Genomic DNA, 13945 nt, shown 5'->3' with positions numbered 1-13945 from the left:
TTTACAGCGAGTAGAAAGACTCTGCGATCCCTATCGCAGAGTCTTTTTTTATGCCATTTTGCGGCGGAACATGGCGTAGGCGGCGCTGCCGGTGGTGGCGGTGATCACCAGCAGCGGCCACAGGCTGTGCCAGATAATGCCGAAGCTGGCGTCCTTCAAATAGATCTGTTTGGTGATGTCGGTAAAGTGGCGAATCGGGTTGACCCAGGTAAGATCCTGTAGCCACACCGGCATGTTCTCCACCGGCGAGACATAACCGGAAAGCAGGATCGCCGGCATCATAAACACGAACACGCCGATAAACGCCTGCTGCTGCGTGGCGCACAGCGACGAAATCAGCAGGCCGAACCCCACCAACGACAGCCCGTAAACCAGCATGGTGCCGTAGAACAGCAGCAGCGAGCCGGCGAACGGGATCTGGTACATAAAGATGCCAATCAGCAGCACGATGCTGGCCTGGAAGGTGGCGACGATCAGCGCCGGTACCGCTTTGCCGATAAAAATCTGCCAGGTGGTCAGCGGCGACACCAGCAACTGCTCCAGCGTGCCCTGTTCGCGCTCGCGCGCCACCGACAGCGAAGTGACAATCAGCACGCCGATGGTGGTGATCATGGCGATCAGCGAAGGCACCACGAACCATTTGTAATCCAGATTCGGGTTATACCAGTTACGCACCACCAGCTCGCTGTTGTTGGGCTTGGCTCGGTTGCCGATCAGCTCGTTTTGATAATCCTGCACAATCTGCTGCACATAGTTGGCGGCGATCTGCGCGCTGTTGGAATTGCGCCCGTCGAGCAGCAATTGCAGCGGGGCGGTAGTACCGCTGGCGATATCGCGCGAAAACTGCGCCGGGAAGCGGATCAGCAGCAGCGCCCGCTGGTTGTCGAGGGTGGCTTGTATCTCTTGCGGGTTGCGCAGCAGCAATACGTGCGAAAAGGCTTTCGCCTTGGCGAAGCGCTGGGTCAGCTCCACCGAAGCATGGCCGTTGTCTTCGCTGTACACCGCGATGGTGGCGTTGGTCACCTCCAGCGTGGCGGCGAACGGGAACAGCAGCACCTGCAGAATAACCGGTAAAATCAGGATCGCGCGGGTCTGCGGATCGCGCAGCAACGATTGCATTTCCTTAATGATTAACGTCCAAAGACGGTGAAACATCATCTGGCTCCTTAATCCAGCCGCCGCTGGGTTTTCCAGGCCGTCAGGCCGATAAACACTACCGCCGAGGCGATCAGGAACAGCAGGTTAATCATCAGCACCGTGCCGACGTTGCCCGCCAAAAACAGCGTCTGCAACGTGCTGACGAAGTAGCGTGCCGGAATGATATAGGTTACGGCGCGCACGATCGCCGGCATGCTGTCGATTTGGAAGATAAAGCCGGACAGCATAATCGAAGGCAGAAAGGCGGCGTTCAGCGCCACCATCGCCGCGTTGAACTGATTGCGGGTGATGGTGGAAATCAGCAGCCCCATACCGAGCGTACTGGCGAGGAACAGGCTGCTGATCACGAACAAAATCAGCAGCGAACCGCGGTAGGGCACGCCGAGCACGAATACCGACACCACCATGCACAGCACCATGGCGATCATGCCGAGGAAGTAGTAGGGCACCAGTTTGGAAAGCAACAGTTCGCTGCGCGTCACCTGGGTGGAGAGCAGCGCCTCCATGGTGCCGCGTTCCCACTCGCGGGCGATCACCAGCGAGGTGAGGATCGCGCCAATCACCGTCATGATAATGGTGATGGCACCGGGAATGATGTAATGCCGGCTGATGGCCGCCGGGTTAAACCAGTAACGCATCTGCACGTCAATCAGCGGCTTGTCCTCGCGCCCGCGATCGGTGGCGCGCTGCTGCTGCCAGATTTGCCACACTCCCTGGGTATAGCCCTGGACAAAGTTGGCGGTATTCGGCTCGCTGCCGTCGGTGATTACCTGGATTGGCGCGCTATCGTGCGGCCGCGCCATATGTTGGGCAAAGTCATTGGGGATCACCACCAGCCCGCGGATCTGCCCGGCCTGCATCAGCTGGATCAACTGTTGGCGGTTGTCGCTGATGGTCGGTTCAATGTAGGGCGAACCGGCAAAAGCGTGGGCCAGATCGCGGGCGTCTTCGCTCTGTTGCTCCATTAAAATACCCAGCCGCAGCTTGCTGGAGTCCAGGTTGATGCCGTAGCCGAAGATAAACAGCAGCATCAAAGGGATCACAAAGGCAATCAGCCCACTGCTGGGATCGCGCAGGATCTGCCGCGTCTCTTTCAGACACAGCGCACGCAGCCGCCGCCAGGAGAAACTGCTGGCGTCGGCGGAGGTTGTTTTCTCGTTCACGGCTATGTCTTCGCTCACGGCTGCTTTCTCGCTCACGGCTGCTCCTCCCGATCGTAACCCTGCACCAGATCGATAAACGCCTGCTCCATTGAAGGGTTGGGGTTGTCGTCGCTGGCGACCTGTTGTTTGAGATCGTCCGGCGTGCCGGCGGCGATGATCTTGCCGCGATACACCAGCCCGATGCGATCGCAGTATTCCGCCTCGTCCATAAAGTGGGTCGTGACCATCACCGTCACGCCTTTGTCGACCATGCCGTTGATGTGCAACCAGAACTCGCGGCGGGTCAGGGGATCGACGCCCGAGGTCGGTTCGTCGAGGAACAGAATGTCCGGTTCGTGCATCAGTGCGCAGGCCAGGGCCAGCCGTTGCTTGAAGCCGAGCGGCAGCGAATCCGGCGTTTGGCTGAGGATCGGCCCAAAGTTGAAGGCGGTCGACATCTCGTTGATTTTGTCGCGCTGCGCTTTGCCGCTCAGGCCGTAGACGCCGGAGAAAAACTTCAGGTTCTGCGCCACCGTCAGGTTGCCGTACAGCGAGAATTTCTGCGCCATATAGCCCAGGTGTTGGCGCGCCTTGCCGGAGCTGGTTTTTAAGTCCATATCCAGCACCAGCGCCTTGCCTTCGGTCGGTACCAGCAGCCCGCACATCATTTTGAAGGTGGTGGATTTGCCGGCGCCGTTCGGGCCGAGCAGGCCGAAAATCTCGCCGCGCTGCACCTTGAAGTCCACATGGTCGGTGGCGGCGAAATCGCCGAACTTCTTGGTCAGCCCCTGAGCTTCAATCACCGTTTGCGTGCTTTCACCTTCGACGGTCGGCATGATCTCCGCCAGCGCCGATTTACTGTTTGGTCCGCCGCCGAGCAGATCGATAAACGCATCCTCGAAGCGCGGATCCGCTTCCGTCATTTCCGCATCCGGCAGATCCAGCGCCTGCAGTACCTGGCGGTGATCTTCGCCCTGCTTGAGGATCAGCCGCAGGTATTTGCCCTGGATCACCCCGTCGGTAACCGAAGGCAGGCAGATCGCCCGTTGCAGCAGGGCGCGGTGGCTGCCGGCGGGGGGCGTAATCAGCACCGTGCGCCCGGCCATGCGCTGGGTCAGATCTTTAGGCGCGCCGCTGAACAGCAATTCCCCTTCATTGAGCAACAGCACTTCGCGACACTGCTCGGCCTCGTCAAGATAGGAGGTGCTCCACAGGATCAGCATGCCGTCGTTGGCCAGCTCATGCACCATGCGCCACAGTTCGCGGCGCGAGATCGGATCGACGCCCACTCCCGGCTCATCCAGCAGCAGCACCTGCGGTTGGCCCACCAGCGTGCAGGCCAGCCCGAGTTTTTGCTTCATGCCGCCGGAAAGCTTGCCTGCGAGGCGGGTGGTGAAGCGGGTGAGATCGGTGAAGGTCAGCAGCCGCTCGAAAGTCTGTTTACGCAGATCGCCGGTGACGCCGCGCAGATCGGCGTACAGCGTCAGGTTTTCCATGACCGTCAGATCTTCATACAGCCCGAACTTTTGCGGCATGTAGCCGAGGATGGCGTGCAGTTGACGATCTTGCGCGATCGGATCCAACCCGGCGACGCGCAGCGTACCGCTGCTGGGTTTCAGCAACCCGGCCAGCATGCGCAGCAGGGTGGTTTTACCTGCGCCGTCCGGGCCAACCAGCCCGGTGACCGCGCCACTGGTCAGGCGGGTGGTCAGGCTGGCGACCGCGGGTTTTGCCAACGACGGGAAACGTTTTTCCAACGCCTCCAGCTCAATGACCTGTTCCATTACCGCCCTCTCAAGGTTTGGCAAAACGAACGGTGACCGGCATGCCCTGGCGCAACGCGTCATCGGCGTCGGTGACGATCACCCGCAGGCGGTACACCAAATCGGTGCGCAGATCCGGGGTTTCGACGCTTTTCGGCGTAAATTCGGCGGTCGGCGACACAAAGCCGATTTTGCCGTGATAAGGCTTGTTCGGCCGGCCATCGGTATAAATTTCCAGTTCGGCGCCCGACACCGCTTTACCCAGGCTGGATTCGTTCACATAGGCGCGCACCCACACCGGGCGGGTCAGCGAAAGCGTGAATACCGTACTGCCGGCGCTGAGCATGGTGCCGGGCTCGATTGCGCGCGTCAGCACCGTGCCGGCCGAAGGGGAAACCAGGGTGGTATCGTGCAAATTCAGCTGTGCCTGCGCCAGCGCGGCTTCATTTTGCGCCAGATTGGCTTTGGCTTCTTCTATCTCCTGCGGGCGGTTGCCGCTGAGGTATTGCGACAGCTTGTCTTTCGAGGCTTGCAGGTTGGCCTGCGCCTGATTGCGCGAGGTGCGGGCATCTTCCAGCGCATCGGCGGAGGTGGCGTTTTTCGCCCATAGCCCCTGCTGACGTTTGAGGAAGCTGTCGGCATAGCTAAAGGCGGAAAGGCGTTGCGCCACTTCCGAACGCACCTGGGCAATCTCTTCGGCGCGGTAACCGGCCATCAGCAGCGCCAGCTTGGCCTTGGCGCTGGCGACGTTGGCCTGCGCCTGTTGCAGCGCGTTAATGTAGGGCGCGTCGTCCAGCTTGCCGAGCAGTTGCCCCGGTTGGAGCGGGTCGCCTTCGTCGACGGTCAGCGACGCCAGTCGCCCGTCGACGCGGAAACCGAGATTCACCGTGCGGATATCGACGTTGCCGTACAGCGTCAGCGGCTGGTCTTGCTGCTGTTGGTAATACCAAAAGCCATAACCGGCGGCGGCGATCAGCACGATAACCGCCACAATAATGGCACTGCGTTTCTTGTTCATAACACTCCCTGCCTATAAAGATTAAACCCAATGAATTTCACGTTACGGCCAGGCGACAAGTGCGTGAGTCCCCAGGAGCTTACTCAAGTAAGTGACTGGGGGGAGTGCACGCAGTCAACAACGCCGTAGCTTGAAATACGCAGGGTTTACGCGCCATAACGCTGGCGCAGCCCATTAACCAGAAGATCTATGTGTTCCGTCAGCACCTCGCTGATCTGTGCCGCTTCGGCCGCACCGATCTGCTGCCAGCCCGCTTGCCGGCGCACGGTTTCCCGCGCGATGCGAAACGACAGCACCTCGCCGAGCAGCGCGTGGGTGTGCAGCACGATTTTGGTCGAGCGCTCGTCGATGCCGGTATAGGCCGCCAACAGGCGGCACAGTTTGCTATGCAGCGGCGCTATCACCTGCTGGTGGATCAGCGGATAAGCATCGGTAGGCGAGAGCTGCTCGCGCGACATGATTTTGCTCAGGTTCAGCGTGTGCGGTTGGGTCATCAGTTCGCTGAACGCCAGCAGCCCGCTTTTCAGGTAAGCGAGATACTGTTCCGGCCGGCGCTCGGCGGCAGGCCGTTGCCAGAAGCGGTCAATCTCCTCGGCCAACGGGCGGAACGCCTGCTGGATAAAATCGGCGATCCACTGCGCAACGGCCAGATAGAGGCCTTCTTTGGAATTGAAGTAGTAGGTAATGGCGGCGATGTTCTGCCCGGCGCGCTGGGCGATATCGCGGGTGGTCGCGCCCTGAATGCCGTATTCGCCGAACATCTCGATGGCGGCGGCGATCAGCTGCTGGCGCGCCTGTTCGCCGCGTGCCCGGCCGGCAGTTTGATTACCTGACATAGAGAGTGCTCGCAAAAGTTAATCAATCATATGATTAACTTTATGCCAGATTGAGTGAAATGCAATCATAAACCATTTTTAAATTAAGGTTACTTTCAGCATGTACTGAATTTCCGGCATATTGTGCTCTCAGTCAGTAAAATTGCGTTTTCTTGTGCGACTTCTGCTACACTCCCGCGCTGGTGCACTGCAGTTTGTGCCAAATCCCTCGTGGTCATGCTTAATGCCCCGTCTGATCATCCTCCCAGGAAACTGCACCGAACATTGTTTAGGTTAGGGGGGATCTGGAGCTTTTCTCTACTATGTCATTTGAAACTCTCGGCTTAAGTGCTGAAATTCTGCGCGCTGTTGAAGAACAGGGCTATCGCGAACCTACGCCAATTCAGCGCCAGGCTATCCCTGTTGTATTGGAAGGTCGTGACCTGATGGCCAGCGCACAGACCGGTACCGGTAAAACCGCTGGCTTTACCCTGCCGCTGTTGCAGCTGCTGAGTAAGCATGATCATCCGATCAAAGGCCGTCGCCCGGTACGTGCGCTGATCCTGACGCCAACCCGTGAACTGGCGGCGCAGATCGGCGAAAACGTCGAAGCTTACAGCAAACACCTGCGCCTGCGTTCGCTGGTGGTGTTTGGCGGCGTGAGCATCAACCCGCAGATGATGAAACTGCGCGGCGGCGTCGACATTCTGGTGGCAACACCGGGTCGCCTGCTGGATCTGGAACACCAGAACGCGGTTGATCTGTCCAAAATTGAAATTCTGGTGCTGGACGAAGCTGACCGCATGCTGGATATGGGCTTTATCCATGATATCCGCCGCGTGCTGGCCAAGCTGCCTGCCAAGCGTCAGAACCTGCTGTTCTCAGCGACTTTCTCCGACGACATCAAAGCGTTGGCGAACAAGCTGCTGCACAACCCGGCATCGGTGGAAGTGGCGCGCCGCAATACCGCGTCCGAGCAGATCGAACAAAGCGTGCACTTCGTCGACAAGAAGCGTAAGCGGGAACTGCTGTCGCAGATGATCGGCGAAGGCGACTGGAAGCAAGTATTGGTGTTCAACCGCACCAAGCACGGCGCCAACCACCTGGCCGAGCAGCTGAACAAAGACGGCATCACCGCCGCGGCGATCCACGGCAATAAAAGCCAGGGCGCGCGTACCCGTGCATTGGCCGATTTTAAAGACGGCAAAATTCGCGTGCTGGTGGCAACCGACATCGCGGCGCGCGGTCTGGATATCGACCAACTGCCGCACGTGGTGAACTACGAGCTGCCTAACGTGCCGGAAGATTACGTGCACCGCATCGGCCGTACCGGCCGTGCAGAGCGTACCGGTGAGGCTATCTCGTTGGTCTGCGTGGATGAACACAAACTGCTGCGCGACATCGAGCGCCTGCTGAAGCGTGAAATCCCGCGTATTGCCCTACCAGGCTACGAGCCGGACCCAAGCATCAAGGCGGAGCCGATCATCAACGGCCGTCAGGGTGGCGGGCGCGGCAACGGCGGCGGTCAACGCTCCGGTGGCGGCCAGCGCAGCGGTAACGGCGGCGGCCATAGCGGCCAACGTGAAAACCGTGGCGGCGGCAGTGCCCGTCCTCAGGGCGATGGCAAACCGCGTTCAGGCGCGCCGGCACGTCGTCCGCGCAGCCGCAAACCGGGCGAATAATATCGCGCTGTTGCAAGACGCTATCAGGCCACCTTTATAGGTGGCTAATGAGATGGTCCCCACCACCCTGTGAGCGGTACGCTGACAGGGTGTTTCTTTATGGAGAAGACCATCATGCAAAACGTCACGCTTATTGGTATCGATCTCGGCAAACATTCTTTTCACATTCATTGCCAGGATAAATCAGGCAAAGCATTACTGCGCAAAAAGCTTACCCGTACCAAACTCATTGAATTTCTGGCTGGATGTACATCAGCTACCGTTGTAATGGAAGCCTGCGCCGGTGCCCATTTTATGGCTCGCCGGATCGCTGATTTAGGCCATGAAGCAAAATTGATTTCTCCGCAATTCGTTCGCCCTTTTGTTAAGAGCAACAAGAACGATTTTGTCGATGCAGAAGCCATATGCGAGGCGGCATCCCGTCCCTCCATGCGATTTGTACAACCACGAACCGAAGCTCAACAGGCCATGCGGGCACTTCACCGGGTCAGGGAATCGCTGGTCAGAGATAAAGTCAAAACGACTAATCAGATGCATGCTTTTTTGCTGGAATTTGGCATCAGTATGCCGATCGGAGCCGCAGTGATAAAACGGCTCTCAACAGTCCTTGCAGAGAATGAACTTCCTCCCTATCTGGCACAGTTGCTGATGCGTTTACACGCTCATTATCTTTACCTTGTCGAACAGATTACCGAGCTTGAAACGGCACTGGAACAAGAGCTGAGTCGCGATGAAACAGGACAACGTCTTCAGACAATACCCGGTGTTGGGCCGATAACTGCCAGCGTTTTATCATCGCAACTGAGCGACGGTAAACAATATGGCTGTAGCCGGGATTTTGCGGCCTCAACCGGCCTGGTACCACGACAGTACAGCACGGGCGGCAAAAATACGCTTTTAGGGATAAGTAAACGGGGAGACAAAAATCTGCGACGGTTACTTGTCCAGTGCGCCAGAGTCTTTATCCAGAGAATCGATTATCAGTCAGGCAAGCTGGCTGACTGGGTCAGGGCGCAACTGGCAAGAAAACACTCCTGCGTAGTGTGTTGTGCTCTGGCCAACAAGCTGGCCCGGATAGCATGGGCAATCACAACCCGGCAGACCGTGTTCGAAAGGTAACGATGACACCAGTCTGACTGGCAGGTTAATCGTTAATAAAACAGTTCCCAATCTGGTTTTGCGAAGACTGATTATTGATGACATGAACGACCTATCGGCCTGATGAAAACCTAACATAAAAAATGGCTCTCTGAAGCCGTGTGGCTTTTTAGGCTTATCAGGTGCGGAACTCATCGAGGCGCGGGCATCCATGCCCATAGTGACGCCGGATAGATTTAGGCAAGCCAACATTAATCAAAAATCAGTGTTGCAAAAATGGTGGGGACCATAGATTTTTATGTCTGGCGGAAGTGAATTTTCGTACTAGGATCGACGGGGTAACTCAATTTCTCTGGAGCCGATGATGAAACTGAAGTGCGCAATTCTTGATGATTATCAGCAGGTGGCACTCACCATGGCGGACTGGTCGACGCTAGCCGGGCGGGTTGAGGTGTTCGCCATGAGCCAGCATTTTACCGACGAGGCGGAGCTGGCGGTGCACCTGCAAGACTGCGACATGCTGGTGATCATGCGCGAGCGCACGCCGATCACCGCCACGCTGCTGGCCCGCTTGCCGAAGTTAAAACTGCTGATCACCTCCGGTATGCGCAATGCCTCTATCGATCTGGCCGCTGCCGAACAACGTGGCATTGTGGTTTGCGGCACCGCCAGCGGCTCGGCCGCGCCGATGGAGCTGACCTGGGCGCTGCTGCTGGGGCTGGCAAAGCACACGGTGGCGGAAAATACCGGGCTGCGCAATAACGGCCCCTGGCAACAGGCGCTTGGCGTCACCCTGCAAGGCAAAACGCTGGGCCTGCTGGGGCTGGGCAAGATTGGCAGCCAGATGGCCAAGGTGGCGCAGGCGTTCGGCATGCGGGTGCTGGCCTGGAGCCAGAACCTGACGGCGGAAAGAGCCGGGCAACAGGGCGTTGCGCTGGCCGAGTCGAAACTGGCGCTGTTCGAGCAGAGCGATTTTGTCTCCGTCCATTTGGTGCTGAGCGAACGCAGCCGTGGGCTGGTGGGGCGCGATGAACTGGCCGCGATGAAACCTTCCGCCTATCTGATCAACACCTCGCGCGCGGCGATTGTCGATCAGGCGGCATTGATAGAAGCCCTGCAACAACAACGGATCGCCGGCGCCGGGCTGGACGTGTTCGAGGTTGAGCCTTTGCCGATGGACGATATCTTCCGCCGCCTGCCCAACGTGCTGGCGACGCCGCACCTGGGTTACGTGGCCGATGACAACTACCGTACCTACTTCCGCGAGGCGATTGAGGACATCGAGGCGTTTCTCGCCGGGCAGCCCCTGCGCAGGTTGAGCTAAGCGGCTTTTTATTCCCCCGTGCGCTTGTCTGATGCCGGCATTCCCCCGTATCATTGCGCGTCTTTTTAAGCAGGGGTAATCATGCGCGTATTATTGGCTCCGATGGAGGGCGTTCTCGATTCTTTGGTGCGCGAGCTGCTCACCGAAGTGAACGACTACGACCTGTGCATCACCGAATTTCTGCGCGTGGTCGATCAACTGCTGCCGGCCAAATCTTTCTATCGCCTGTGCCCCGAACTGCATCACGCCAGCCGCACCCCGTCCGGCACGCTGGTGCGCATCCAACTGCTGGGCCAGCACCCGCAGTGGCTGGGGGAAAACGCCGCCCGCGCGGTCGAACTGGGCTCTTACGGCGTCGATCTCAACTGCGGTTGCCCATCCAAGCTGGTTAACGGCAGCGGCGGCGGGGCGACCTTGCTGAAAGACCCGGAACTGATTTACCAGGGCGCCAAAGCGATGCGTGCGGCGGTGCCGGATCATCTGCCGGTAACGGTAAAGGTACGCCTGGGGTGGGACAGCGACAGCCGCAGTTTTGAAATCGCCGACGCGGTACAACAGGCGGGTGCCACCGAGCTGGCGGTGCATGGCCGTACCAAAGAGGACGGCTACAAGGCCGAGCGCATTAACTGGGCGGCGATTGGCGAGATCCGCAAGCGGCTGACCATTCCGGTGATCGCCAACGGCGAAATCTGGGATTACCAAAGCGCGCAAGACTGCCTGCAAACTACCGGCTGTGACGCGGTGATGCTGGGGCGAGGCGCATTAAACGTGCCGAACCTGAGCCGGGTGGTGAAATACAACGAACCGCGCATGCCGTGGCCGCAGGTGGTGCAGCTGCTGCAAAAATACGTTCATCTGGAAAAGCAGGGCGACACCGGCCTGTATCATGTGGCGCGTATCAAGCAGTGGCTGGGGTATTTACGCAAAGAGTATGCCGAGGCGACGGAGCTGTTCGGCGAAGTGCGCGCTCTGACCAACTCGAAGGACATTGCGCGGGTGATTTGCCGCTGAAGCGAGAAAAGCGGCGGGTTACCCTGGTGATAACCCGCGCTAATTTTTCTCTTTGAGATAAATTATCAGTTCTTGGCACAAATGAGATACCCGGTGTTGATGGACTTCACCATCATAAGGTTATCCTTTAGGCGCCATATTTCTATATGAAAATCTATCCCTGGTAGCTCTGGTAAAATATCGGCCAGCCAAAGAGGGTCTGGTGTGGTGTCGCTAGGGTGCTTTATCACCTTGGTGATCGTCGCCTGCTTGACCTGATTAACCTCATGCTGGGCGAGGGTAAAATAGCTTTTCCTGACCAACAGGTAATTTTTTTCTTTGGTTGAAACCTTTCCGGACAGGCTGAAAAAACCCTCATGTTCATCTTTCAGAAATAGGGTGAGACGACCATCAAACAGTGTGTAGTCATTATCCTTTTCTACCAAGGTTTTATACTGAGATGTGCATTTGAAGGGTTCTTCTGCATGCATGCTGAATGAAAAAAACAGCAAAAAAAGAAACCCATTAAGTACCATTAGTAACTTCGTCATTTTGTAGTGTTTCTCTGGTTTTTTATATTGAAACAGGCGTCGTAATGATTGTTTTTATTTTTATTACAAAAGGAAATTAAACTAGCCCGTACGTCTTTTTTATTAAGCCTGTCCTCGATGTAAAAAACATCACCTGAGCTATGTAGGCAATCAATACCTTCTCGATTCAGAATGCCCTCAATATTCATTCTCAAGTCATCTTTGCTATCTATTTTTCCCACGCCATAGACATCGCAGCTATTAAATTTGAATATTTTTTGATGCGGATGGGAGTCGTCACTGTCCTCCCACTTAATAAGAGTGGTGACTGTTAATATAAAAACACCGGCCAATCCAAGAGCAGTAATTAACCACTTTGTTTTGGCTTTTGAAGAGTATTTTATCGGGCGGTTAACTGTCTCCTCACCGTTTTCACTCTCGTCAACCCTATTCTTTTCCTCTGTTTCTTCTGCGGACGAAGTTATATCTGCTTCCTCTGCGTAAGGATTGATGAGATCAATATAGCCTTCAAAGCGAAACCCCAGTTTAGGAATGGTCACGATAATTTCGTTCGCTAACCCCAAAAGTGCGAATGCCTTACGCAGCTCACTAATGTAATTATTTAAGCCGGCATTAGAGGCGGTGAAACCATAAGTGGTCCATACCCTTTCAAGAAGATCATCCCGGGTAATGTTTTTCTTGTTGTTCTGTATTAACTCCAACAATAACCGGCTTGCCGGTTTAGTCAGCCTGGTGACAACCTGGTTATTCTCGTACAGAAACAATGTCAATTCTTCAGAGTTGAAAACAACGATTTTGTTTATTATGTATTTCATATTTATAAGTTTTATGTGGATTGGCAGGTGTTGTTGTTAGCCGATATCCTAACCCAGATGACTTGGTTTTCAAGAAAAATCTTATTGCCGCCATAAGATTTTTCCATTGACGATAATTTATTGTTTTTATTCTGGTGTAATAATCTTGTTGCTGCCATTATTTTGATAATTTTTAGTATAAAAATATAATTAATATCATTTTTTCAGATTTTAATGTTGTAAATTTTAACTTATTTAGTTTATTTTGCTGTTTTGCTTTTGGCGGGGGTATCATTTTCACATCGCCAAAACAGGGGGGTAGCAAGATTCTCTGTGTTGGCGAACGTGAACAAATAAAGGGTGGCTGCGTAAGCACAAGGACTCTTTCTTTATTAAACTAATTGTATATATGGAATTAACACAATGAAACTGAACAAAATCATGCTGGCAGCCGTAATGACTCTGGGTACTATCTCTATGGCTAACGCCGCTAACCAGGGTTCCGGCACCGTAACCTTTAAAGGTTCTATCATTGATGCACCGTGCTCTATCGAACCAGGTAGCCTGGATCAGACCGTGAAGTTGGGTGATATCGCCTCTGCACAGCTGAAAAACGGTGGCAAGTCTACACCGCAGGACATCCTGATCAAGCTGGTAGGTTGTGATCTGCAAACGGCTAAAGACGTGACCACCACCTTTAGCGGTACCGAGTCTGAAGCGGCTCCTGGCCTGTTGGCAATGAAAGGTACTGCACGCGGTGCCAGCATCGCTATCAACGACCTCGACGGTAAACTGCTGCCATTGACCAAAGCCAGCAAGGCGCAAAAAATTGAAGACGGCCAGGCGACTCTGCGCTTCAGCGCACACCTGCAGGGCGACGGTGCTTCTGCTGCCATCACCCCGGGCGAATTCAACTCTGTTGCTGACTTTACCCTGGCGTACCAATAAGCCCACGGCGATTAATTCGCACAGTTAATTGCATGCGGGGCAACCCGCATGCTGCTTATTAACTCGTTATGTGGGGAGAAGGTATGCATTCACAGCATGGCAAAAGGATATTGCACAGTGCGGTGTTAGTTAATCTGTTGCTGTGTTCCTCTTTGGCGCAATCGGCCAATCAGGGGCGTGGCGAAGTGACCGTGAATGGCAGGATTATCGCCTCCGCCTGCGCCATTGATACCGAAAGCCTTGACCAAACCATAACCCTGGCGACGCTGCCCGTCAGCCAGATTATTCGTGACGGCCAGGGCGAGTTGCATGAGTTTACTATTAAGCTGGTGAATTGCACGTTAGAGAAATTCAACCCTGCACTGGATGACTGGCGATATTTTGCCGTGACCTTTGACGGCAGAGAAGATGCCGGATTATTTGGTATTGACGGTAACGCGAAGGGCATTGCCCTGCAAATATCCGATAAACGTGGGAATGTCGCCGCACCCGGTATGCCCATGGCAAAAAATGAAATTCAACCCGGTACCATGGAATTTAATTATGGCCTGCGGTTGATTGGCAATAATCAGGTAATGAAGGCCGGGAGTTATTACTCCACCGTGCGCTTTAAAATGGATTACTACTAAACCTGCCTGAAGGCTGTAACTGCGAATTAAATA

Annotated in this window: 13 protein-coding genes; 6 read left to right on the top strand and 7 right to left on the bottom strand. The window is 55.5% G+C overall.

The window, feature by feature from the left end:
• Positions 1 to 48: 48 nt before the first annotated feature.
• The 5 genes from D4100_RS08025 to D4100_RS08005 all read right to left on the bottom strand — a co-directional run bounded on the left by D4100_RS08025 (position 49) and on the right by D4100_RS08005 (position 5917).
• Positions 49 to 1155, bottom strand: a complete 1107-nt coding sequence (locus D4100_RS08025) for an ABC transporter permease (RefSeq protein WP_065506003.1) — start codon at positions 1153 to 1155, stop codon at positions 49 to 51.
• An 11-nt stretch (positions 1156 to 1166) separates the two neighbouring features.
• Positions 1167 to 2339, bottom strand: coding sequence for an ABC transporter permease (locus D4100_RS08020; RefSeq protein WP_119804125.1), 1173 nt, complete (start codon positions 2337 to 2339; stop codon positions 1167 to 1169).
• Between the two features lie 14 nt (positions 2340 to 2353).
• Positions 2354 to 4084 (bottom strand): ATP-binding cassette domain-containing protein, encoded by a 1731-nt coding sequence (locus tag D4100_RS08015; protein ID WP_119803963.1) that lies wholly within the window; start codon positions 4082 to 4084, stop codon positions 2354 to 2356.
• 10 nt (positions 4085 to 4094) lie between these two features.
• Positions 4095 to 5081 (bottom strand): secretion protein HlyD, encoded by a 987-nt coding sequence (hlyD, locus tag D4100_RS08010; protein ID WP_065506005.1) that lies wholly within the window; start codon positions 5079 to 5081, stop codon positions 4095 to 4097.
• Between the two features lie 146 nt (positions 5082 to 5227).
• A complete protein-coding gene (locus D4100_RS08005; RefSeq protein ID WP_065506006.1) occupies positions 5228 to 5917 on the bottom strand; it encodes a transcriptional regulator in 690 nt (229 codons plus the stop codon).
• 302 nt (positions 5918 to 6219) lie between these two features.
• Here D4100_RS08005 and rhlE point away from each other — a divergent pair, with 302 nt between their 5' ends.
• From rhlE to dusC, 4 genes are all read left to right on the top strand, one after another.
• Positions 6220 to 7578: an ATP-dependent RNA helicase RhlE gene (rhlE, locus tag D4100_RS08000; RefSeq protein ID WP_064798705.1), complete on the top strand. Its 1359-nt coding sequence runs from the start codon at positions 6220 to 6222 to the stop codon at positions 7576 to 7578.
• 114 nt (positions 7579 to 7692) lie between these two features.
• A complete protein-coding gene (locus D4100_RS07995) occupies positions 7693 to 8697 on the top strand; it encodes an IS110 family RNA-guided transposase (RefSeq protein ID WP_119804124.1) in 1005 nt (334 codons plus the stop codon).
• A 343-nt stretch (positions 8698 to 9040) separates the two neighbouring features.
• On the top strand, positions 9041 to 10000 hold the full coding sequence (locus tag D4100_RS07990) for a D-2-hydroxyacid dehydrogenase family protein (protein WP_119803961.1): 960 nt from the start codon (positions 9041 to 9043) through the stop codon (positions 9998 to 10000).
• Positions 10001 to 10081: 81 nt separating this feature from the next.
• Entirely contained in the window at positions 10082 to 11011 is a 930-nt protein-coding gene (gene dusC, locus D4100_RS07985) for a tRNA dihydrouridine(16) synthase DusC (protein WP_037432406.1), read from the top strand.
• 65 nt (positions 11012 to 11076) lie between these two features.
• Here the strand turns inward: dusC and D4100_RS07980 are convergent, their stop codons facing one another.
• Both D4100_RS07980 and D4100_RS07975 read right to left on the bottom strand, forming a co-directional pair.
• Entirely contained in the window at positions 11077 to 11541 is a 465-nt protein-coding gene (locus D4100_RS07980; protein ID WP_020438661.1) for a hypothetical protein, read from the bottom strand.
• Complete coding sequence (locus D4100_RS07975) at positions 11538 to 12356, bottom strand: winged helix-turn-helix domain-containing protein (protein WP_110605889.1); 819 nt, start codon at positions 12354 to 12356, stop codon at positions 11538 to 11540. Before D4100_RS07975 ends, D4100_RS07980 begins: the two co-directional genes overlap by 4 nt.
• 402 nt (positions 12357 to 12758) lie before the next feature.
• Between D4100_RS07975 and D4100_RS07970 the strand changes: the two genes are divergently transcribed.
• Positions 12759 to 13283 carry a fimbrial protein gene (locus D4100_RS07970; RefSeq protein WP_119803959.1) on the top strand — a complete coding sequence of 175 codons (525 nt, stop codon included), beginning with the start codon at positions 12759 to 12761 and terminating at the stop codon, positions 13281 to 13283.
• Between the two features lie 83 nt (positions 13284 to 13366).
• Complete coding sequence (locus D4100_RS07965) at positions 13367 to 13912, top strand: fimbrial protein (RefSeq protein ID WP_004941925.1); 546 nt, start codon at positions 13367 to 13369, stop codon at positions 13910 to 13912.
• The last annotated feature ends 33 nt before the right edge of the window (positions 13913 to 13945 follow it).

The sequence above is a fragment of the Serratia inhibens genome (assembly GCF_003591175.1).
GTDB classification, from domain to species: domain Bacteria; phylum Pseudomonadota; class Gammaproteobacteria; order Enterobacterales; family Enterobacteriaceae; genus Serratia; species Serratia inhibens.
Note: the sequence above shows the minus strand (reverse complement) of the source record. Positions and strands in the feature narration are given on the sequence as shown.